This window comes from Acidovorax sp. Q11 (assembly GCF_054950075.1).
In genome coordinates, this window is the sequence record NZ_JBUDZG010000002.1 from 47,251 (window position 1) to 68,843 (window position 21,593).

The following is a 21,593-nucleotide window of genomic DNA, read 5'->3' on the forward strand; positions in this document are numbered from 1 at the left end:
CATTTTCGCCATGCTTGTGGCGCTCCTGCCTTGAAACCCAGCCTCCATTCTCCCCACCGACAACTGATCGAATTGCGCATGGAACATGCCGATCTGGATGCGTTGATTGATCGCTGCGCCCCCGATGCGGCGCCTGACGAGCTGACGCTGCGGAGGCTGAAGAAGCGCCGCCTGGTCCTGCGCGACGCGATGGACCGGCTGGAACGTGAACTCCTGCCCCAAGAGCCGGCCTGATGGCGCTGGTTGGCATGGTGGCGGAGGTGTTTGCCGCCGGTGGTGTTCTGGAGCGGGCAGACGCACACTTCCAGCCCCGCGAGGGGCAGACCCAGATGGCCTGTGCCGTCGCACGGACCATCGAAGCAGGGGGCGCTCTGGTGGTAGAGGCTGGCACCGGGGTGGGCAAGACTTTTTCTTATCTGGTGCCCGCCCTGCTCAGCGGCGAGCGGGTGCTGCTGTCTACCGCCACCAAGGCGCTGCAGGACCAGCTTTTCGCGCGGGACCTGCCTTGGCTGGTGGAAACGCTGGGCATGCCGGTGCGCATGGCGCTGCTCAAAGGCCGTTCCAGCTACCTGTGCCTGTACCGCATGGAGCTGGCGCGCCAGGACGCGCAGGCCCGGGACCGGGGCGTGGCGCGTGTGTTGGCCAAGGTCGAAGACTGGTCACACCACACCCAGTCGGGCGACCTGGCGGAACTGACGGGACTGGATGACCGCTCGCCCGTGATTCCCCTGGTCACCTCCACCCGCGAGAACTGCCTGGGTTCGCAATGCCCCCAGTTCCGCCCCTGTCATGTGCACCGGGCGCGGCGCGAGGCGCTGGCGGCCGACATCGTGGTCATCAACCACCATCTGTTCTTTGCCGATGTCGCGGTGCGCGAGTCGGGCATGGCCGAGTTGTTGCCCACGGTGCGTGTGGTGGTGTTTGATGAGGCGCACCAGATCAATGAGACGGGTGTGCAGTTTCTCGGCGCCCAGTTGTCCACAGGGCAGGTGATGGACTTCAGCAGGGACCTGCTGGCCGCAGGCCTGCAGCATGCCCGGGGCCTGGCGGACTGGGTGGGGTTGTCCCGCCAGGTGGAGCTGTCGGCGCAGGACCTGCGCCTGGTCGCTCGCACGGTCACAGGTGTCACCAAGCTGCGGTTGGCGGACGATGCCCCGGAGGGAATTCCGACGGAGCACTGGCACGGCGCCCTGCGCGGCGTGGCGCAGGCCTGCGCGCAGGCCCAAGAGGCGCTGGACACGGTCAGCGAGATCGCACCGGACTTTGTGCGCCTGTATGAGCGCGGCTCCGAGCTGCTGGCGCGCCTGGCCCGGTTCGCGGGCCCCGGTGATCCAGAGGTGGTGCGCTGGGTGGATGTGGGCATGCAGCTACGGCTGGTTGAGTCGCCGCTGGACATCGCCGAGGCCATGCGCACCCGCTTGCTGGGGGCGCCTGCCGAGGCTTATGAGGGAGCGGGCGGCGATGGCTGGCCGGATGACAGCCCCGCAGGCCCGGGCCGGGCCTGGATATTCACCTCGGCGACCCTGGGCGATGACGAGCGCCTGAGCTGGTTCACCGAGCGGGCGGGGCTGCAGGAGGCCGAGATCCTGCGAGTGGCCAGTCCGTTCGATTACCCGGCGCAGGCTGCGCTGTATGTGCCGCGCCATTTGCCTGCACCCGCCGACCCGGCACACAGCCCGGCACTGGCGCAATGGGTGGGCCACGCTGCCGAGCGGCTGGGGGGGCGCACCCTGGTGCTCACCACCACGTTGAAGGCCTTGCGCGCGGTGGGCGACGCGCTTCAGAAGCGGTTTGCGTCGTCAGGAGCGCTGGAGGTGCTGGTGCAGGGTGACTGGCCCAAGCGGCGGCTCATGGAGCGTTTTCGAGAGGGGGCTGACCATGGCCAGCCGGGCTGTGTGCTGGTCGCGTCCGCCACCTTCTGGGAAGGGTTCGATGTGCCCGGTGACGCGCTGCAGTTGGTGGTCATCGACAAGCTGCCGTTTCCGCCACCCGGCGACCCCTTGGTCGAGGCGCGCACGCAGCGGATCGAAAAAGCGGGGGGTAAGGCCTTCAAGGCCTATGCACTGCCCGAGGCGGCCGTAGCGCTCAAGCAAGGGGCGGGGCGCTTGATCCGGCGGGAGTCGGACCGGGGGATCCTGGTGGTGGGGGACACTCGCCTTGCCACCATGGGCTACGGCAAGCGCCTGCTGGCTGCATTGCCACCGATGCGGCGGCTGGAGTCGGAGGATGCTTTTGAAGACGCCTTGCAGGCGCTGCTCACCAGACCTTCCACCACGGATCCGACTTGCCCTTGAAGCCGCCACTCATGTAAGGACTTTGGGGATAGGACTTGTCCATCACGCGGCGTGCGTCATCACGCAACTGGGTCATGCCCAGGGCGTCATACGACTGGATCAGGATGTACAGCGCTTCCTCCAGCGCGGGCACGCCCTGGTAGTCAGCCACGGCCACCTGGGCGCGGCTGATGGCGGCCACATACGCACCACGCTGGAAGTAGTAACGTGCCACATGCACTTCATACTGCGCGAGCGAGTTGACGATGTAGGTCATGCGCTGGCGCGCATCCTGCGTGTAGCGCGAGTCGGGGAAGCGGGTGGACAGTTCACTGAAGGCCTCGAACGAGTCCTTGGCGGCCTTCTGGTCCCGCTCGGACAGGTCCTGGCGTGAGATAAAGGAGAACAGCCCCAGGTTGTCGTTGAAGTTCACCAGGCCCTTGAGGTACAGCGCGTAGTCCAGCGCGGGACTGGCCGGGTGCAGCTTCATGAAGCGGTCCAGCGTGGCGATGGCCTGGGCCTTTTCACCGGCCTTGTAGTGGGCGTAGGCCTTGTCGATCTGGGCCTGCTGCGCCAGCGGCGTGCCGGCTGCACGGCCTTCGAGCTTTTCGAGCAACGGTACCGCCTTGTCGTAGGCGCCGCTGCTCATTTCGTCCTTGGCTTCCGAGTGGATGCGGTTGGGGCTCCAGCCCGCCGTCTTGTCGTCGGGAGTGCTGGAGCATCCCGCCAGCAGACCGGCAAGCAGCAGGGCGGAAACGAGGGGCAGTGGGGCACGCAGCATCGCAAGCAGCTTTCAGCAAAGGAGGGAACAGGTGCACACGAGGCTGGGTCCGTCCGGGGCGTGTGTTGCGCTTCCGGCCCAAGGGTCCACGGGCATCTTGAACAGAAAAGGCATTGTACTGGTGGCCGTTACCGCCCAGAGGCGCCGCGTGCTCTGCTTTCGGACGAGCGTGGGCAGGGCTTTCTACAATGGCCCCATGTTTGTTCACCTGCGCCTGCACACCGAATTTTCCGTCGTGGACGGGACCAACCGAATCGATGAGGTGGCCAAGGCGGCCGCCAAGGATGGCCAGCCTGCATTGGCCATCACCGATCTCAACAACCTTTTTGGCGCAATCAAGTTCTACAAAGAAGCCCGAGGCAAGGGCGTCAAGCCCATCCTGGGCGCAGAAGTTTTCCTGGAAGGCGAAGCGGGGGCTGCGCCATCGCGAATGATCGTGCTGGTGCAAAGCCGCCAGGGCTACCTCAACCTGTCGGAGCTGCTGGCCCGCGCGTGGACGCGCAACGTGGTCAAGAACCTGGCGCTGTGCACCTGGGCCTGGCTGGAGGAGCTGTCGGAAGGCCTGATTGCCCTCGCGGGTGCGCAGGCGGGCCCGGTGGGGCAGGCCCTGTTGAAAGGCGACGAGTCTCGTGCGGCCGACCTCGCGCTGCGCCTGGCGGGGGTTTTTCCGCACCGCTTTTACGTGGAGTTGCAACGCGCTGGCCGTGCCGACGATGAAGCCCATGTGGCCGCAGCGGCCCAGCTGGCGGCGCGCCTGAATTTGCCCGTGGTGGCCACGCACCCCGTGCAATTTGCCACGGCAGATGATTACGAGGCCCATGAGGCCCGCATCTGCATTGCAGAGGGCGAAATCCTGGCCAACCCGCGCCGGGTGCGCAAATTCACTCGCGACCAGTATTTCAAGTCGTCGGCCGAGATGGAGGCGCTGTTTGCCGACGTGCCTTCGGCCATTGCGAACACCGTGGAGATCGCCCAGCGCTGCAACCTCACGCTGGTGCTGGGCAAGCCGCAACTGCCGGACTTTCCCACGCCCAACGGCATGCCGATCGATGAGTATTTTCGCTTTGCGTCTTTCGAAGGGCTGGAGGCACGCCTCAAACTACTTTTTGCCAAGGAGTCCGATCGCGAACAGCAGCGCCCGCGCTATGTGGAGCGGCTGGAGTTCGAAATTGGCACCATCCTTAAGATGGGGTTCCCGGGCTACTTTTTGATTGTGGGCGACTTCATCCAGTGGGCCAAGGAAAACGGCTGTCCCGTGGGGCCAGGCCGGGGGTCGGGCGCGGGTTCGCTTGTGGCCTACGCGCTCAAGATCACCGACCTGGATCCGCTTGAATACAACCTGCTCTTCGAGCGCTTTCTGAACCCTGAGCGGGTCTCGATGCCCGACTTCGACATCGACTTCTGCCAGGGCAACCGTGACCGCGTGATTGACTACGTGAAGGACAAGTACGGCAAGAACGCCGTGAGCCAGATTGCCACCTTCGGCACGATGGCCGCCAAGGCCGCCATCCGTGACGTGGGCCGGGTGATGGACATGAGCTACACCTTCTGCGACGGCATCTCCAAGCTGGTGCCGGGCAAGCCGGGCATGTCGTACACCTTGCAGTACCCGCCCGAGGTGAAGAAAGAGGGCGACAAAAACAACTATGCGCTGGAGCTGGAGCCCATGCTCTACGAGCGCGTGCGTAAGGAAGAAGACGTCAAGACCGTCATCGAGATGGCGCAGAAGCTCGAAGGCATGACGCGCAACATTGGTATGCACGCCGGGGGCGTGCTGATTGCGCCGGGCAAGCTCACCGATTTTTGCCCGCTCTATCAGCAGCCGGGCAGCGAATCGGCCGTGAGCCAGTACGACAAGGACGACGTGGAGGCCATCGGCCTCGTGAAGTTCGACTTTTTGGGCCTGGCCACGCTCACCATCCTGGAGATTGCGCGCGATTTCATCATGAAGCGCCACAAGGGCCAGGAGAACTTCACGTTCGAGACCGTGCCGCTGGACGACGGCAAGACATACAAGCTCTTTCAGGACGGGCTGACCGAGGCTGTTTTCCAGTTTGAAAGCCGGGGCATGCAGGGCATGCTCAAGGAGGCCAAGCCCAGCCGCCTGGAGGACCTGATTGCCCTGAACGCGCTGTACCGCCCGGGCCCCATGGACCTGATCCCCACTTTCGTGAACCGCAAGCACGGCAAGGAACCGGTGGAGTACCCGCACCCCCTGGTCGAGCCCGTGCTGGCCGAAACCTACGGGATCATGGTGTACCAGGAGCAGGTGATGCAGACCGCCCAGGTGCTGGGCGGCTACAGCCTGGGCGGCGCCGACATGCTGCGCCGGGCCATGGGCAAGAAGAAGGCCGAGGAGATGGCCGAGCACCGGGAGATCTTCCGCAAGGGGGCGGCCGAAAAAGGCATCGGGCAGGAAAAGGCCGACGAGGTGTTCGACCTGATGGAGAAGTTCGCAGGCTACGGCTTCAACAAGTCGCACGCCGCCGCTTACTCGCTTCTGGCCTACCACACGGGCTGGCTCAAGGTGCACTTCACGGCCGAGTTCTTCTGCGCCAACATGACCGTGGAAATGGACGACACCGACAAGCTCAAAGTGTTGTACGAGGACGCGGTCAAGCACTTCGGCATGACCTTCGAACCACCGGACGTGAACCGGGGCAAGTACCGGTTCGAGCCGGTCACGGACAAGATCATCCGCTACGGCCTGGGCGCCGTGAAGGGCACTGGCCAGCAGGCCATCGAAGCCATGGTGGCCGCGCGCGAAGGTCGGGGCGAGGGGCCGAATGGTTCCACCACCGGGCCTTTCAAGAGCCTGTTCGACTTCTGCCTGCGCGTGGACAAGTCGCGCATGAACAAACGCACGGTGGAGGCCCTGATCAAGGCGGGTGCCTTTGATTCGATCAACATGAACCGCGCAGCGATGGTGGCGTCCATTGACCGGGCTTTTGACTTTGCGGCAGCCACGCTGGCCAATGTGAATCAGGGCGGGCTGTTCGACATGATGGGCGATGACGCCCATGGCTCCAGCACGCAGGAGCCCGAGCTGGTGGAGGCGTTGCCCTGGGGCATCAAGGAGCGGCTCACGCTGGAAAAAACCGCAGTGGGCTTTTACCTGTCCGGCCACCTGTTCGACGAAGTGGCCACCGAGGTGCGCCGCTTCGTGCGCACCCAGATCGACGAATTGCTCGACAGCCGCGAGCCCCAGGTGCTGGCCGGGATCATCAGCGACTTCCGCGTCATCAATGGGCAGCGGGGCAAGCTGGCCCTGTTCAAGCTGGATGACAAGTCCGCCGTCATCGAGGCATCGGCCGATGAAGCCTTGCTCAACACCTACCGCAACCAGCTCAAGGAAGACGAGTTTGTGGTGATGATGGGGCGCCTGCAGCTGGACCATTTCAGCGGAGGCCTGCGTGTGAAGGTGCAGCAGGTGTGGGACCTGGCCGGTGCACGCTGCCGGTTTGGCAAATACCTGCATGTGGTGGTGGGTGAGAAACTGCCCGATGTGCCCCGCCTGGTGCAGGAGTTTCCCGCGCGGCGCGAGGAAAGTGCCGAGGGCGAGGTCGCCGTGCATGGCCTGCGGGTGCGCATGGGGGTGCGCTGCAAGGTCGGGGAAGCAGTGGCGGTGGCAGAGCTGCAGCTGGGCGAAAACGCGCGCTTCTTCCCGTCGGATGCGGCCCTGGCGGCATGGACCGCGCAGGCGGGCCCGGGGGCGGCCACGGTGGTGTACGAGTAAGGCGAGGGCAAGGCGAGTGGCGCGGTTCCGGGGTGTGGCGCCCTTTGCGGCGCCATGGCTTGAAAAATACCGGGTCAACTCCCAACTTCTTCAGCGGCAGCCCCCTGCGCGGGTCGCTAGAATGATTTTCATGGCAACAAAACCACCTTCACCCCCCACCGCGCCGCCGGTTACACGGCCAGCGCGGGATGATGGCGGTTCGGTCGTGCTCGAAAGGCGCACGCAGAAGACCCAGCCGCCCCAGATGTACCAGGTGGTCATGCTCAATGACGACTACACCCCCATGGAATTCGTCATCGTGGTGCTGCAGGAGTTCTTCAGCAAGGACCGCGAAACAGCGACCCAGATCATGTTGAAGATCCACCTCGACGGCAAAGGCGTTTGCGGCGTGTACTCCCGCGACGTGGCTGCCACCAAGGTGGAACAAGTGCTTGACGCCGCCCTCAAGGCGGGCCACCCACTGCAATGTGTCAGTGAGCCTGTTGAATAACAGGTCTTTGATCCCGAAATACAGTTATCCCTTCCACGCAAGCACAAAGGAGTTCACATGATTGCCCAGGAACTGGAAGTCAGCTTGCACATGGCCTTTGTTGAGGCCCGCCAGCAGCGCCACGAGTTCATTACCGTGGAGCATCTGTTGCTTGCATTGCTCGATAACCCCAGCGCAGCGGAAGTGCTGCGCGCATGTTCGGCCAACATCGATGATCTGCGTTCATCGCTGTCGAACTTCATCAAAGACAACACCCCGCAGGTCGCCGGTACCGACGAGGTGGACACCCAACCCACGCTGGGCTTCCAGCGCGTGATCCAGCGCGCCATCATGCACGTACAGTCCACCGGCAACGGCAAGAAGGAAGTCACCGGCGCCAACGTGCTCGTGGCCATCTTCGGCGAGAAGGATTCGCACGCCGTGTACTACCTGCACCAGCAGGGCGTGACGCGCCTGGACGTGGTCAACTTCATCGCCCACGGCATCAAGAAGGGCGAGCCGCCAGAACCTGCCAAGGCCGAGAACCAGGCTGAGGGCGAGGAGGGCGGTGGTGGTGAACGCAGCGAAAAGGCCTCGCCGCTGGAGCAGTTCACCCAGAACCTGAACCAGGCGGCCAAGGATGGCAAGATCGACCCGCTGATCGGCCGTCACTACGAGGTCGAGCGCACGATCCAGATCCTGTGCCGCCGCCGCAAGAACAACCCGCTGTTGGTGGGCGAGGCGGGCGTGGGCAAGACGGCGATTGCAGAGGGCCTGGCCTGGCGCATCACGCAGAACGATGTGCCCGAGATCCTGGCCGAGGCCACGGTGTATTCGCTCGACATGGGCGCGCTGCTGGCGGGCACCAAGTACCGGGGTGATTTCGAGCAGCGCCTCAAGGGCGTGCTCAAGTCGCTCAAGGACAAGCCCAACGCCATCCTGTTCATCGACGAGATCCACACCCTGATCGGTGCGGGCGCAGCTTCGGGCGGCACGCTCGATGCCTCCAACCTCTTGAAGCCAGCGCTCTCCAGCGGCCAGCTCAAGTGCATTGGTGCGACCACCTTCACGGAATACCGTGGCATCTTCGAGAAGGACGCCGCGCTGTCCCGCCGCTTCCAGAAGGTGGACGTGGTCGAGCCCAGCGTGGCCGAGACCATCGACATCCTCAAGGGCCTCAAGAGCCGCTTTGAAGAGCACCACAGCGTGAAGTACGCTGCGGCAGCCCTGCAAGCAGCGGCCGAGTTGAGCGCCAAGTACATCAACGACCGCCACCTGCCCGACAAGGCCATCGACGTGATCGACGAAGCCGGTGCTGCGCAGCGCATCCTGGTGCCCAGCAAGCGCAAGAAGACCATTGGCAAGGCCGAGATCGAGGAGATCGTGGCCAAGATCGCGCGCATTCCGCCTGCCAATGTCAGCAACGACGACCGCAGCAAGTTGCAGACGCTGGAGCGCGACCTCAAGAGCGTGGTGTTCGGCCAGGACAAGGCACTGGAAGTGCTGGCGTCGTCGGTCAAGATGGCGCGCTCGGGCCTGGGCAAGGGCGACAAGCCGATCGGCTCGTTCCTGTTCAGCGGCCCTACGGGCGTCGGCAAGACCGAGGCGGCCAAGCAGCTGGCCTACATCATGGGCATCGAGCTGATCCGCTTCGACATGTCGGAGTACATGGAGCGCCATGCCGTGAGCCGCCTGATTGGCGCGCCTCCGGGCTACGTCGGCTTTGACCAGGGCGGGCTGCTGACCGAAGCCATCACGAAGAAGCCGCACGCGGTGCTGCTGCTCGACGAGATCGAGAAGGCGCACCCGGATATCTTCAACGTGCTGCTGCAGGTCATGGACCATGGCACGCTGACGGACAACAACGGCCGCAAGGCCGACTTCCGCAACGTGCTCATCATCATGACCACGAATGCCGGCGCCGAGACCATGAACAAGGCGACCATCGGCTTCACCAACCCGCGGCAGGCGGGCGACGAAATGGGCGACATCAAGCGCCTGTTCACGCCCGAGTTCCGCAACCGGCTGGATGCCATCGTCAACTTCAAGGCGCTCGACGAGCAGATCATCCTGCGCGTGGTGGACAAGTTCCTGCTGCAGCTGGAGACGCAACTGGCCGAGAAGAAGGTGGAAGTCACCTTCACCGACACGCTGCGCAAGCACCTGGCCAAGAAGGGCTTCGATCCGCTCATGGGCGCCCGCCCGATGCAGCGCCTGATTCAGGACACCATCCGCCGTGCGCTGGCCGACGAGTTGCTGTTTGGCCGCCTGACCGAAGGTGGGCGTCTGGCGGTGGACATCGAGATGAAGACCGACGACAAGGGTGTGGAAACGCCCGAGGTGTTGCTCGACATCCAGCCGCTGCCCAAGAAGGAGCGGTCTGCCAAGTCCGAGCCTGCCGAGCCGGAAGAGGCCACGGCAGACTGACCCGTCTGACTCTGCCGGTGGCGGGTGCCTCTCGGGGTGCCGCCTGCCAAAAGAAAACCCACGGTGAATGCCGTGGGTTTTTTGTTTTCCGGTCTGTGGAGGTGGGCGGTCCTTCGGCCTCCCAATCCTGCGGTTCGCTGGGTGAGACACTTCGGACCACAGCACCCGGCCCTGCTTCAGTCCTTCGCGTCAGGGTGTCAGGGCATTTGCAGCCGCTGCAACAGCTCCATCGTCGGATACCCATCGGCCGCCAGGCCCAGGCTGCGCTGATAGCCGCGCAGCCCGGCGCGGGTGGCGGGGCCCATCACGCCGTCGGGCGTGCCCGCCGCAAAGCCCTTGCGGTTCAGCGCCTCCTGCAGCACCTGCATCTGCGCGCGGGACAGCGGCTCCAGCTCGCGCGGCCAGGCGCCGGTGACCGGGGCGCCGCCGCCAATCTGGCGCGACAGCAGCGCCACCGCCAGCGCGTAGTTCACCGAATTGTTGTAGCGCAGGATGGCCCGGAAGTTCGTCCCCACCACAAATGCCGGGCCGCGTGCGCCCGCCGGGGCGGTGATGGAAGCAGCACCCAGTGCAGGCAGCGGCTGGCCGTCGGCAGACCGCACACCCTCGGCTTCCCACTGCGCCGTGGTCTGCCGCACGGCCGGGTCGGCCCGGGCATGGTCGAAGTTGGCGGGCAGCACCACTTCGGCGCCCCAGGTCTCGCTGGCCAGCCAGCCAGAGCGCGCGAGGAAGTGCGCGGTGGAGGTCAGAACATCGGGGATGCTGCCCCAGATGTCGCGCCGCCCATCGCCATCGGCATCCACGGCGTAAGCCAGAAACACCGAGGGCAGAAACTGCGTGTGCCCCATGGCGCCCGCCCACGAGCCCAGCATGCGCTCGGCTGCAATGTCGCCCCGGTCCACAATGCGCAGCGCCGCCAGCAGCTCAGCCTGGGCCCAGGCGCGGCGGCGGCCTTCGTAGGCCAGGGTGGCCAGCGCGTCCACGGTGCGGAAGCTGCCAAAGTTGCTGCCGTAGTTGCTCTCCATGCCCCAGATGGCGGTGACCACGGTGGCAGGTACGCCGTAGCGCGCGGCGGCGGCCTCCAGCGTGGGGCCATGTTCGGCCCGCTTGGCCTGGCCCTGGGCCACACGCTGGGCCGATACCGCGCTGTCGAGGTAGGCCCAGGGCGTGCGCGAGAACTCGGGCTGGGCCCGGTCCAGCTCCACCACACGCGGCTGCCACTGCGCCTGGCCCAACACATCGCGCACCGTGTGCGGCGCAATGCCCGCCGCCAGGGCCTGTGCCGCAAAGGCAGTGCGCCAGACGGCAAAACCGGCGGCGTGGTCGTCGGCCTCGGCTGCCACGGTGGTTGCAGCGCCTGTGGTGCTTGCGGCTGCAGGTGCCGATGGGGTGCTGGGGTTGGCGGGCTTGGATGGCGCGGGGGTTGGGGCCGGAACCGCTGCGCAGCCCGCCAGCGCCAGGCCCACAAGCCCGGCCGTGAACCAGACCGCGAGTGGCGCGGGCCGCACAGAAGGAGAGGGCGAGCGATGGGGCAGGGGGGCGGTGGTGGTGGTGAAGAATTCAGGGTGAGGGCAATGCATGCGCCATTGTCCCGTGCAGCCATGCCATTGCCCGGGCGCAGGTGTATCACGGCGTGAATGCCTGTGAGCATGCGGTGGGCTGCCCTGCAGCCGTCGGGCATGTATTGCTATAATTTATATAGCAATAAAGGCATGATGGACAGGCGGTGAGGGCCTAAAAGGCCTGTAAATCCGGTTACAGTTGCGCCTCCACCCCGCCTGCATCCTGCCTCGCCCCCTGTTTGCCCACCAACCATGGCTGCCCACACCTTCCTCTGGCACGACTACGAAACCTTCGGGGCCAACACGCGCCGCGACCGCCCGGCGCAGTTCGCCGCCATCCGCACCGATGCCGACCTCAACGAGATCGGCGAGCCGCTGATGATCTACTGCCAGCCGGCCAACGACTACCTGCCCGATCCAGAGGCCTGCCTCATCACCGGCATCACCCCCCAGCTCTGCTTGGAAAAAGGCCTGCCCGAGCGCGAGTTTGCCAACCGCATCGAGGCCGAGTTCGCCCAGCCCGGCACCATTGGCGTGGGCTACAACACCATCCGGTTTGACGACGAGATCACGCGCTTCATGTTCTGGCGCAACCTCATCGACCCCTATGCGCGCGAGTGGCAAAACCAGTGTGGCCGGTGGGATTTGCTGGACGTGGTGCGCATGACCTACGCGCTGCGGCCCGACGGCATCCAGTGGCCCAAGAAGGAAGACGGCACGCCCAGCTTCAAGCTCGAACACCTCTCCAAAGCCAACGGCCTGCTGCACGAAGCCGCGCACGATGCGCTGTCGGACGTGCGCGCCACCATTGCCCTCGCGCGCCTCATCCGCCAGCACAACACCAAGCTGTTTGACTTTGCGCTCTCCCTTCACAAAAAAGACCGCGTGGCTGCCGAGCTGCGCCTGCCTGCCACCGCCATCACTGCGCGGCCGTTTTTGCATGTGTCGGGCATGTTCCCGGTGGAGCGCGGCTGCCTGGGCGTGATGTGGCCGCTGGCCAGCCACCCCACCAACAAGAACGAGCTGATCGCGTGGGACCTGGCCCACGACCCGCGCGAGCTGGCCACGCTGAATGTGGAGGACATCCGCCTGCGCATGTTCACCCGCACGGCCGACCTGCCCGAGGGCGTGGCGCGCCTGCCCATCAAGACCATCCACCTCAACAAGTCGCCCATGGTGGTGGGCAATGTGAACACCCTCACGCCCGCGCTGGCGCAGCGCTGGGGCATTGACCTGGCCCAGGCCGCGCAGCACGCCGAGGTGGCGCGTAGCCTGCCCGACATGAGCGGCATCTGGCCCGCCGTGTTTGCCCGGCCGCAAGAGCCCGCGCCCGATGTGGACCAGGACCTGTATGGCGGCTTTGTGGGCAACAACGACCGGCGCTATCTGAACGACCTGCGCAGCATGTCGGGCGCCAAGCTGGCCACCGCCCGCACGGGCTTTGACGACCCGCGCCTGACCGAGCTGGTCTGGCGCTATCGAGCGCGAAACTTTCCGCAAACCCTCACCCCCGAAGAACAGCAGCGCTGGGAGGCGCACCGCGCCGCCTGCCTGTTTGACGGGCAGGGCGGGGCGCGCACGGTGGAGCAGCTGTTCACCGAAATCGATACCCTGTCAGAGACCGCCGACGACGACCGCACGCAGGACATCCTGGGTGCCTTGTACGATTACGCCGAACACATCGCACCGGAAAGGTAGCCCCCCTGAGGCGCTGGCGCGCCTTCCCCCAGAGGGGGACGCACCCCGGTGGCCTGGCAGAGCCAGTTCCACGGGGGCGCTGGCATCAAGGCGTGCCGGTACCGGTCGCACCGCCGCGCACGTAGACCGCAGAAACAGCGTTGATTTTTATGACGACACCGCAGAACCAAAGCTTCACCACCCAGATCGTGCATGCCGACCGCCTGGGCGGCGCCGAGCAGGGCGCCATCCACCAGCCCATCCACACCTCGGTGCAGTACGGCTACGAGAAGGTCGAAGACCTGATCGCCGTCTTCCAGGGCACCGCCAAGGGCGGCTTCAACTACGCGCGCCAGGGCACGCCCACCACGGCGGCGCTGGAGGCCAAGATCACCAAGATGGAGCGCGGCCACGGCACCATCGTTTTCTCCACCGGCATGGCGGGCATCTGCGCCGTGTTCCTCACGCTGCTGAAGGCGGGCGACCATCTGGTGGCCAGCCAGTTCGTGTTTGGCAACACCAACAGCGTGCTGGGTACGTTGGCCGACCTGGGCATTGAAGTCACCACGGTGGATGTGACGGACGCCGCCAACGTGGCCGCCGCGCTGCGCCCCAACACCCGCATGGTGTTTGTCGAAACCATTGCCAACCCCGGCACCCAGATCCCCGACCTGGAAGGCATTGGCGCGCTGTGCAAAGCGCATGGCGCGCTCTACGTGGTGGACAACACCGTGGCCTCGCCCTACCTGTTCCGCGCCGCCACTGTGGGCGCGGGGCTGGTGGTCAACTCGCTCACCAAAAGCATCGGCGGCCTGGGCGATGCGCTGGGCGGCGCCATCACCGACACGGGGCTGTACGACTGGTCGCGCTACCCCAACATCTTTGCTGCCTACCGCAAGGGCGACGCCAAGGGCTGGGGCCTGCAGCAGCTGCGCAAAAAGGGCCTGCGCGACATGGGTGGCACGCTGTCGTCCCACGCCGCCCACCAACTGGCCCTGGGCGCCGAAACCCTGGCCCTGCGCATGGACCGCACCAGCGCCACGGCCCTGGCGCTGGCGCAGTGGCTGGAGGCCCACCCGGCCATCGCGCGCGTGCACTACCCCATGTTGCCATCGCACCCCCAGCACGCCTTTGCAAAAAAGCACCTCAAGGCGGGCTCGTGGCTGCTGTCCTTCGAGCTGCGCAACCCCGACCAGTGCCTGCCCGTGTGCAACCGCCTGCAGCTGCCCATCAAGGCCACGGGCCTGGCCGACACGCGCACGCTCATCATCCCGGTGGCCCACACCATCTTCTGGGAGGCCGGCCCCGCCGTGCGCGCCACCATGGGCATTGCCGACAGCATGATCCGCCTGTCGGTGGGCCTGGAAGAGGTGGAAGACCTGCTGGCCGATTTTGAGCAGGCGCTCGCCGGAGCCTGACCCGCCGCCTTCACCGCCCACCCTCACCGGGAGCCCCGCTATGGCCACTGCCACCTCTGCACCGCCCGCCAACATCGGCAAGTACCGCATCGAGCGCGAACTGGGGCGGGGCGCCAGTGGCATTGTTTACCTGGGGCTCGACGGCTTCCGGGGCCGCAAGGTCGCCATCAAGCAAACCCACGCCCACCTGCTCAAAGTGCCCGAGCAGGCCGAGCGCTACCGCAAGCTGCTGCGCAACGAGGCCGCGCTGTCGGGCCGCCTGCGCCACCCCAACATCGTGCGCCTGCTCGACGCCGACGAAGAGGCTCTGCCGCCGTACCTGGTGCTCGAATACGTGGACGGCCAGCCCCTGTCGGCCTTTGCCACGCCCGATGTGCTGCTGCCCATGCCCCAGGTGCTCGACATCGCCTTCAAATGCTGCAACGCGCTGGACTACGCCTGCCGCGAAGGCCTGGTGCACCGCGACATCAAGCCCGCCAACCTGATGTTGGCGCGCGACGGGGATGTGAAGCTGACCGACTTTGGCGCCGCCCTGTCGCTGCGCAGCGATGCCACGCAGCTGTCGGGCCTGGTCGGCTCGCCCTCGTACATGTCGCCCGAACAGGTGCGCGAACACGACCTCACGCACCACAGCGACATGTTCTCGCTGGCCGTGGTGGTGTACGAGCTGCTCACCGGCCGCCGCCCGTTTGACGGCGACACCGACTTCGCCACCCTCTACAAGATCAGCCACGAAGCCCCCACGCCCCCCAGCCTGCTGCGCGCCGCGCTGCCGCCGCATGTGGACGAGGTGCTGCTGCGCGCCCTGGCCAAAGACCCCGCAGACCGCTTTGCCACCTGGCCCGACTTTGCCCAGGCCCTGCTCGCCGCCCACCGGGGCCTGCCCCGCCAGCGCTCGCAAGACACCGAGGCCGAACGCTTTGCCCGCCTGCGCGCACTGCCGTTTTTTGCAGACTTTCACGACGTGGCCCTGTGGGAGCTGATGCGCCTGGGGAGCTGGCGCCGCCTGGAGCAGGGCACCGTGCTCATGCGCGAGAACACGCCGGGCGACTCGTTCTGCATCCTCATCGAAGGCCAGATCGCCATCAGCCGCCAGGGCTGGAACCTCAGCACCCTGGGCCCCGGCGTCACCCTGGGCGAGATGACCTACCTGCGCCCCGACAACAAAATGCGCACCGCCACCGCCGTGGCCGAAACCGAGGTGCTGGTGCTCAAGGTGCGCAACCCCGCGCTGCGCGAGGCGTCGGAGGATTTGCAGTCTCGCTTTGACAAGGCCTTTATCAAGCTGCTGGTGGGGCGATTGATTGCGACCAATGAGCAGCTGGCCGAGTGGGAGCTGGTGGCTGCGCCGGGTGGGGGGGATGCAGGAGGGTGAGGATTGAGTGGCTTTAATCAGGAGGCGGTGAGGCAGCTGCGAGCCCGGATAGTCAACGTAAGCGTTGCGCGTTCTTGACGAGCAACCTGTTGGACGGACTCATTTGTTTACAGCCCTTTGAATCTCAAGACTGATGTCATCCCACAGCGCCCGATCCGTTGAGATGGCTTCGATCTTCGATTCGAGACGACTATCTCGAAATCGCCTGTATGGGCCTTCGTGCTCGGGGGGGAGATACATGGTTGTACGTGGCAAATGCGGGAGGCGCTTTTGGAAGTCTGTGACAAAGCGGCCCGTTGGCGATTCATAGAATTCGGCCAGCGTTTGTGCTTCCGACTCGGTCAGGCGCTTAACGTACGCGCGGGCAACTATCGCCTCAAGCGTGGCGTCACTGGCGTTCAGAATGAATTCCATGGATCGAGTGCTTCTACCCGCACGCTCCTTCTCAATTCGGACGCCACCCCGAAAGCCTTCTGCATAGCGCACCGCGTGAAGGTAGCGGCGGACGGACAGTTCACTCGGACCAACGTCCTGCGAGAAGGCTAGCTCCGCTGTAAGTGCCAAGACAACGGCGAACAGGATGCTGCTTACTACTGTGGCCCAACGTGATGTCCTCTGCAAAATTTTGGGGACAAGCTGGATCGTGGGGGATGCTCTGGACATCGATTTCTCCTGAGGGCGGCTTGTAGCCTGGGTTCGCAAGCGTAGAGTCGCTTGAACATCCAGATATAGAAAATCCGTGAAACCCGGCAAACTTGAACTGCGCAAACTATAGCTTGCGAACGGGCGGAGCCTGGGCCCTCTCCACGGGTAGTTTTTAGGCGCGAGTAAGCCGGATTGCGAGTCAATTTGATCTTCTGCAGTCCTCCAATTCGCGCGCTCATCCGACAAGCCCCATGTATGCATCTCCCATCCCTGGTAGACATTGTAAATGCAAATCGTTATCATTTAATCGCCTGAGTACGCCACACCCCGTCCACCGCAAAAGGCTCCTCCAGGAGTTTTGCGATGGACCTGATGGGCACCCCCACCCACCCCCACACCCCTGACTGCGCCGCCACCTCTGCAGGTTTGCCGCCAGTCCCCGCCACCTTGCCCCAGTGGGAGCGCGCCATGCAGCGCGCTCGCGCCGCCGGGCAGATGGGCCAGATGGCCATGGCGCTGGCGTTTGAGCAGCAGGCGCTGGCACTGGCGTTGCGCCTAGTGCAGCAAACGCCCCCGGCGGGGCGCGAGGACGATTGCATTGCGGCTCTGGTGGTGTCGCACCTGAATGTGGCTGACCTGCAGGTGCAGGCGGCCGAGCCCGATGCGGCGGCGCGCTTGCTGGGCCGGGCCCACGGGCTGCTGCAGAGCCTGGTGGCAGATGGCCGGTGTGGCGCCGCGCTGCGCCAGGCGGCGTGGCAGCATGGGCGCGAAACGCATGCTGCCTTGCTGGCCCATGTGCGCAGCCATGGCCCCCATCCCGCCATTGCCCAGGCGCTTGCCGGGGGCGGGCTGGTTGGGCGGTCGTCCTGACAGCAACGCGACCACCTCGCCGTTGTGGCCCGGCTGGCGTTGTTGCTCTTTCTCCCCGCACCGGCCTGCGCCGCCCGCGCCGGATGTTTTCCTTTCTTCCTCATCTCAACCCGATCGAAAAAACCATGCCTTACACGCTGCCTGCTTTGCCCTATGCCTACGACGCGCTGGAGCCGCACATCGACGCACGCACGATGGAGATCCACCACGCCAAACACCACCAGGCCTACATCAACAACCTGAACGCCGCGCTGGAGGGCACGCCCCATGCCGATCTGCCCATTGACGAACTGGTGGCACGGCTGGTGCTGTTGCCCGAGAACCTGCAAGGCCCCGTGCGCAACAACGGCGGCGGGCATGCCAACCACAGCCTGTTCTGGCGCGTGATGTCGCCCCAGGGCGGCGGGCAACCCGAGGGCGCGCTGGCGCGTGCCATCGACACCGACCTGGGCGGGTTTGCCGCATTCAAGGATGCGTTCACCAAGGCGGCGCTCACGCGGTTTGGCAGTGGATGGGCCTGGCTGTGCGTGGGCGCGGCGGGCCAGCTGGTGGTGGAGAGCACGGGCAACCAGGACAGCCCGCTGATGGCGGGGGCGATGTCGGGCAACACGCCCATCCTGGGGCTGGATGTGTGGGAACACGCCTATTACCTGCAGTACCAGAACCGCCGCCCCGAGTACATCGCGGCGTTCTACAACGTGATCGACTGGGCTGAGGTGGCCCGCCGCTTTGCGCTCGCGCGGGCGTGACCGCCTTGCACAGTGATTCCTGTTCCTAGACCCACCTGTTGCCCACACCGGAGCCGCCGCCATGCAGATGCCGCCCACTTCGCCCGACACCGCCTTGGAATCCCCTGCGCTCACCGCTGAAGGTGTGACCCCGCCCGCAGGGCGCGCCGTGGCACTGCGCTGGCGGCAGTGGCTGGGCCTGGGCATTGTGTTGCTGGGCATGGTGGCCGCCGCTGCCCAGGCGTGGCAGTGGATTGCCAGCCAGCCCACGGTGGAGGCGGCTTGGTGGGGCGGCTTGGTGGCCGCGCTGGCCACCGCTTTGGGCACGCTGCCGGTGCTGTTGTCCCAGCGGCTGTCCGAGCGCGCGCAGGACACGCTGTTTGGCTTTGGCGCGGGCGTGATGCTGGCGGCCTGCGCGTTCTCGCTGATCATCCCGGGCCTCCACGCGGCGCGCGGGGCGGGGGCGGGCGCCTGGGGTGCGGGCGCCACGGTGGGCGGGGCCATTTTGCTGGGGGCGCTGGTGCTGCTATGGATGGAGCGCCTGCTGCCGCACGAGCATTTCATCAAGGGCGTGGAGGGCGCCCCGGCGTCGCGCACGCTGCAGCGCACCTGGCTGTTTGTGTTTGCGATTGCGCTGCACAACCTGCCCGAGGGGCTGGCCATTGGTGTGGCGCATGCGGGCGGCGACCCTTTGCGGGCCAACGCGCTGGCCACCGGCATCGCCATCCAGGACGTGCCCGAGGGCCTGGTGGTGGCCATGGCGCTGCTGGCGGCGGGCTACCGGCGCGCGTTGGCGGTGGGGCTGGGCATGGCCTCGGGCCTGGTCGAGCCCCTGGGCGCCGTGCTGGGGGCGGCTGTTGTCAGCGCCTCGGCCAGCCTGTTGCCCTGGGGGCTGGGTTTTGCGGCCGGGGCCATGCTGTTTGTGATCAGCCACGAGATCATCCCCGAGTCGCACCGCAAGGGCCACGAGGCCTGGGCCACCGGCGGGCTGATGGTGGGGTTTGTGGTGATGATGCTGCTGGATACAGCGCTGGGTTGAGTTAATTGCTATGTATTTGATAGCTTTCAGGGCATGATGGTCGCGCGCAAGGGCCTGTTTTGGCTTGATATTTTCAGCCCCTGAGCGCATGGGTGCTGCTGCGCCGTGCCCGGCACCAGGAGGCCGGTGGCAGGGAGGTGGTGCAAGGAAGCCGGTGGAAGGAGTCCGATGGCAGGCGCTCAGTGCGCCACGGTTTCCAGCAGCAATTCGTCGATGGGGGCGGGGCGGCCCAGGGCGTATCCCTGGGCAAAGTGCACACCCAGGCCGGTCAGCAGGTCCACGATGGCCTGGCTTTCGGCAAACTCCGCCACGGTTTTCTTGCCCATCAGGCAGCCGATCTCGTGGATGGACTTCACCATGGCAAAGCTCACGGGGTCGTCGGCCATGTTCTTCACAAACTGGCCGTCGATCTTGAGCGTGTCCACCGCCAGCTCGCGCAGGTAGGCGTACGACGACAGTCCGCTGCCAAAGTCGTCGAGCGCGAACTGGCAGCCCCGCGCACGCAGGGCCTGGAAGAAGCGGTTGGCCGCTGCCAGGTCGCCCATGGCGGCGGTTTCGGTGATCTCGAAACACAGGCGGTCGCAGCGCACCGGGGTCTGGTCCATGGCCTGCAGCACCTGGCCCAGGAAGGCGGCGTCGCCCACCGACTGGCCCGAGAGGTTGATGCTGCACAGCTCCACCCCCTCCTGGTGTTCGGCCATCCATGCCAGGGCCTTTTTGATGACCCAGCGGTCCACGCGGGCGGCCAGCTGGTAGCGCTCCACGGCGGGCATGAACTCTCCGGGCGAAACCAGGCGGCCATCGGCCGTGCGCATGCGCAGCAGGATCTCGCAATGCAGGCCACGGCGCTGGCTGTCAGGGGCCGCGCCCAGGCGGATGATGGGCTGGCCGAACAGCTCGAACCGGTCGTGCTGCAGTGCGTCCTCGATGCGGCTGACCCATTCCATCACGCCATAGCGTTGTGCCAGTGCCGGGTCGTTCTCGGCATAGACATGGATGCGGTTGCGGCCTCCGTCCTTGGCCACGTAGCAGGCGCTGTCGGCCGCCTGCAGCAGGGCCCCCACACTTTCCGTAGAGGCGTCGAGCATCACCGCCCCGATGCTGACGCTCACGCTGAACACATGGTCGCGCCACACAAAGCGGAACGCGGCCAGTTCCTGCTGCATGCGCTCTGCCACCTGCAAGGCCTGCTGCAGATCCTGCTGCCACAGCAGGATGCCGAACTCGTCGCCGCCCAGGCGGCACAGCAGGTCCTGGGGCTGCAGGTGGGCCAGAAACAGGCGCGCCACCTGCCGCAGCAGCTCGTCGCCTGCGGCATGGCCGCAGGTGTCGTTGATCACCTTGAAGTTGTCGAGGTCGAGGTAGCACACGCAGTGGCGGGCGGTTGTGGCGTTGCGCGTGGCAGCAAAGGCCTGGGTGAGCAGGTTCTCGAATGCACGGCGGTTGCCCAGGCTGGTGAGCGTGTCGTGCAGGGCCTGGAACTCCATTTCGCGGCTCAGCCGGCTGGCTTCGGTCACGTCACGAAACACCAGCACTACGCCGTCGGCATCTCCGCCGGGGCGCAGCAGGGGAGAGGCCGACAGGTCCATGAGCAACGGGGTGCCCGCCTGCGGCGTGGACCGCAGCTTGGAATGAAACTGGGTGCTGCCCTGTGCCAGCGCCAGGCCCACCAGGTCGGGGGCTGCGTCGTTGCCGGGCTCGGCGCCCAGGCCCAGCACATCCTGGTGTCTGCGCCCGCAAGCGGCGGCCAGTGGCCAGCCTGTCAGCGCCTGGGCGGCGGGGTTGAGGTATAGCACCAACCCCGCAGGATCGGTGGTGACCACGGCATCACTGATCGATTGCAGGGTCACCTGCAGGCGCTCTTTCTGGTGCACCAGCGCTTCTTCGGCCTCGCGCCGCGCGGTCATGAAGCGCACCCGGTCCAGTGCCACGGCCAGGTGCCCGGCGGTGGCCTGCATCAATGCGATCTGCCAGGGTTTGGGCGGCCGCACGCCTTCTTCGTCGCCATAGGTGCCCATGCCCAGTGCGCCCAGGCGCTGGTCGGCCATGATCAGCGGAACGTTGACGATGGTGCGGTTGTGTAGTTTCGCCACCACGGCCTTGTTGGTGCGGGGGTCGGTTCGCGCGTCTTCCACCACCACAACGTGGGTGGCTCGCATGATTTCTTCGAGCAGTGCATCCCCCTTCACGGGGATTTTCATGGTCAGTATCTGGCGGCTCAGGGCGCTCTCTACGCCGCTGGTGGTGTGGGTGAGGAAATCCAGCATTCCCGAGGCATCGTCGACCAGGGTCAGCCAGATATGGCGATAGTCGAAAACGCTTTCGCCCATGGGTTTGACGGCTTCCAGTACGTCGGGCAAGGTCCAGGCGCGCTCCAGGCGTTTGCACAGCTGGAGCAGGGCCTCGGCGTGTCGGCGCTCTTCGGCTTCTTGGGGCGCTGTGGGGTGGTTCGGCAAGGTCATGGAATGTGTTGGAAAGGCGCTTTCCGGGAGTCCTGACGCAAGGGACGATGTGCTGGATCGCTGTCGTGGCGCCGCTTGCAGGCCCGTGGGCAGAGCATAGATAGCGCCTCGGTGGTCCGCATGGTGGAAAC

15 protein-coding genes are annotated in these 21,593 nt (G+C 65.8%); 11 read left to right on the forward strand and 4 right to left on the reverse strand.

The genetic code is table 11. The features are described from left to right. Nucleotides 1–30: 30 nt before the first annotated feature. Both ACYZGB_RS02650 and ACYZGB_RS02655 read left to right on the forward strand, forming a co-directional pair. Nucleotides 31–234 carry a YdcH family protein gene (locus tag ACYZGB_RS02650; protein ID WP_462386659.1) on the forward strand — a complete coding sequence of 68 codons (204 nt, stop codon included), beginning with the start codon at nucleotides 31–33 and terminating at the stop codon, nucleotides 232–234. After that, complete coding sequence (locus tag ACYZGB_RS02655) at nucleotides 234–2,294, forward strand: ATP-dependent DNA helicase (RefSeq protein ID WP_462386660.1); 2,061 nt, start codon at nucleotides 234–236, stop codon at nucleotides 2,292–2,294. The genes ACYZGB_RS02650 and ACYZGB_RS02655 overlap by 1 nt, the downstream gene beginning before the upstream one ends. On the opposite strand, the gene ACYZGB_RS02660 is transcribed toward ACYZGB_RS02655, so the two are convergent. Next, nucleotides 2,257–3,054 carry an outer membrane protein assembly factor BamD gene (locus tag ACYZGB_RS02660; protein WP_462386661.1) on the reverse strand — a complete coding sequence of 266 codons (798 nt, stop codon included), beginning with the start codon at nucleotides 3,052–3,054 and terminating at the stop codon, nucleotides 2,257–2,259. The genes ACYZGB_RS02655 and ACYZGB_RS02660 overlap by 38 nt on opposite strands. 196 nt (nucleotides 3,055–3,250) lie before the next feature. On the opposite strand from ACYZGB_RS02660, the gene dnaE reads away from it, so the two are divergent. From dnaE to clpA, 3 genes are all read left to right on the forward strand, one after another. Further along, nucleotides 3,251–6,790 carry a DNA polymerase III subunit alpha gene (gene dnaE, locus ACYZGB_RS02665; RefSeq protein ID WP_462386662.1) on the forward strand — a complete coding sequence of 1,180 codons (3,540 nt, stop codon included), beginning with the start codon at nucleotides 3,251–3,253 and terminating at the stop codon, nucleotides 6,788–6,790. Between the two features lie 121 nt (nucleotides 6,791–6,911). After that, entirely contained in the window at nucleotides 6,912–7,280 is a 369-nt protein-coding gene (clpS, locus tag ACYZGB_RS02670) for an ATP-dependent Clp protease adapter ClpS (RefSeq protein WP_015013909.1), read from the forward strand. 57 nt (nucleotides 7,281–7,337) lie between these two features. Then, complete coding sequence (gene clpA / locus ACYZGB_RS02675) at nucleotides 7,338–9,686, forward strand: ATP-dependent Clp protease ATP-binding subunit ClpA (RefSeq protein WP_462386663.1); 2,349 nt, start codon at nucleotides 7,338–7,340, stop codon at nucleotides 9,684–9,686. 197 nt (nucleotides 9,687–9,883) lie between these two features. On the opposite strand, the gene ACYZGB_RS02680 is transcribed toward clpA, so the two are convergent. After that, a complete protein-coding gene (locus tag ACYZGB_RS02680; protein WP_462386664.1) occupies nucleotides 9,884–11,266 on the reverse strand; it encodes a lytic murein transglycosylase in 1,383 nt (460 codons plus the stop codon). Between the two features lie 234 nt (nucleotides 11,267–11,500). Here ACYZGB_RS02680 and sbcB point away from each other — a divergent pair, with 234 nt between their 5' ends. The 3 genes from sbcB to ACYZGB_RS02695 all read left to right on the forward strand — a co-directional run bounded on the left by sbcB (nucleotide 11,501) and on the right by ACYZGB_RS02695 (nucleotide 15,718). Then, on the forward strand, nucleotides 11,501–12,946 hold the full coding sequence (gene sbcB, locus ACYZGB_RS02685) for an exodeoxyribonuclease I (protein ID WP_462386665.1): 1,446 nt from the start codon (nucleotides 11,501–11,503) through the stop codon (nucleotides 12,944–12,946). A 149-nt stretch (nucleotides 12,947–13,095) separates the two neighbouring features. Continuing rightward, entirely contained in the window at nucleotides 13,096–14,343 is a 1,248-nt protein-coding gene (locus ACYZGB_RS02690) for a cystathionine gamma-synthase family protein (protein WP_462386666.1), read from the forward strand. 40 nt (nucleotides 14,344–14,383) lie between these two features. Further along, nucleotides 14,384–15,718 (forward strand): protein kinase domain-containing protein, encoded by a 1,335-nt coding sequence (locus ACYZGB_RS02695; RefSeq protein WP_462386667.1) that lies wholly within the window; start codon nucleotides 14,384–14,386, stop codon nucleotides 15,716–15,718. Between the two features lie 99 nt (nucleotides 15,719–15,817). Here the strand turns inward: ACYZGB_RS02695 and ACYZGB_RS02700 are convergent, their stop codons facing one another. Continuing rightward, nucleotides 15,818–16,132 (reverse strand): DUF2059 domain-containing protein, encoded by a 315-nt coding sequence (locus tag ACYZGB_RS02700; protein WP_462386668.1) that lies wholly within the window; start codon nucleotides 16,130–16,132, stop codon nucleotides 15,818–15,820. Nucleotides 16,133–16,726: 594 nt separating this feature from the next. Between ACYZGB_RS02700 and ACYZGB_RS02705 the strand changes: the two genes are divergently transcribed. The 3 genes from ACYZGB_RS02705 (at nucleotide 16,727) to ACYZGB_RS02715 (ending at nucleotide 19,000) form a co-directional block, all read left to right on the forward strand. Beyond that, entirely contained in the window at nucleotides 16,727–17,233 is a 507-nt protein-coding gene (locus ACYZGB_RS02705) for a hypothetical protein (protein ID WP_462386669.1), read from the forward strand. 125 nt (nucleotides 17,234–17,358) lie between these two features. After that, nucleotides 17,359–17,982: a superoxide dismutase gene (locus tag ACYZGB_RS02710; RefSeq protein WP_462386670.1), complete on the forward strand. Its 624-nt coding sequence runs from the start codon at nucleotides 17,359–17,361 to the stop codon at nucleotides 17,980–17,982. Nucleotides 17,983–18,181: 199 nt separating this feature from the next. Continuing rightward, nucleotides 18,182–19,000 (forward strand): ZIP family metal transporter, encoded by an 819-nt coding sequence (locus ACYZGB_RS02715; protein WP_462386846.1) that lies wholly within the window; start codon nucleotides 18,182–18,184, stop codon nucleotides 18,998–19,000. Nucleotides 19,001–19,179: 179 nt separating this feature from the next. Here the strand turns inward: ACYZGB_RS02715 and ACYZGB_RS02720 are convergent, their stop codons facing one another. Further along, nucleotides 19,180–21,462, reverse strand: coding sequence for an EAL domain-containing protein (locus ACYZGB_RS02720; RefSeq protein ID WP_462386671.1), 2,283 nt, complete (start codon nucleotides 21,460–21,462; stop codon nucleotides 19,180–19,182). Between the last annotated feature and the right edge of the window lie 131 nt (nucleotides 21,463–21,593).

Coding starts and splice junctions, on each gene's coding strand:
- ACYZGB_RS02655 (WP_462386660.1), top strand. CDS start 234: ATGGCGCTGGTTGGCATGGTGGCGGAGGTGTTTGCCGCCGGTGGTGTT.
- ACYZGB_RS02660 (WP_462386661.1), bottom strand. CDS start 3,054: ATGCTGCGTGCCCCACTGCCCCTCGTTTCCGCCCTGCTGCTTGCCGGT.
- dnaE (WP_462386662.1), top strand. CDS start 3,251: ATGTTTGTTCACCTGCGCCTGCACACCGAATTTTCCGTCGTGGACGGG.
- clpS (WP_015013909.1), top strand. CDS start 6,912: ATGATTTTCATGGCAACAAAACCACCTTCACCCCCCACCGCGCCGCCG.
- clpA (WP_462386663.1), top strand. CDS start 7,338: ATGATTGCCCAGGAACTGGAAGTCAGCTTGCACATGGCCTTTGTTGAG.
- ACYZGB_RS02680 (WP_462386664.1), bottom strand. CDS start 11,266: ATGCATTGCCCTCACCCTGAATTCTTCACCACCACCACCGCCCCCCTG.
- sbcB (WP_462386665.1), top strand. CDS start 11,501: ATGGCTGCCCACACCTTCCTCTGGCACGACTACGAAACCTTCGGGGCC.
- ACYZGB_RS02690 (WP_462386666.1), top strand. CDS start 13,096: ATGACGACACCGCAGAACCAAAGCTTCACCACCCAGATCGTGCATGCC.
- ACYZGB_RS02695 (WP_462386667.1), top strand. CDS start 14,384: ATGGCCACTGCCACCTCTGCACCGCCCGCCAACATCGGCAAGTACCGC.
- ACYZGB_RS02700 (WP_462386668.1), bottom strand. CDS start 16,132: ATGGAATTCATTCTGAACGCCAGTGACGCCACGCTTGAGGCGATAGTT.
- ACYZGB_RS02705 (WP_462386669.1), top strand. CDS start 16,727: ATGGACCTGATGGGCACCCCCACCCACCCCCACACCCCTGACTGCGCC.
- ACYZGB_RS02710 (WP_462386670.1), top strand. CDS start 17,359: ATGCCTTACACGCTGCCTGCTTTGCCCTATGCCTACGACGCGCTGGAG.
- ACYZGB_RS02715 (WP_462386846.1), top strand. CDS start 18,182: ATGGTGGCCGCCGCTGCCCAGGCGTGGCAGTGGATTGCCAGCCAGCCC.
- ACYZGB_RS02720 (WP_462386671.1), bottom strand. CDS start 21,462: ATGACCTTGCCGAACCACCCCACAGCGCCCCAAGAAGCCGAAGAGCGC.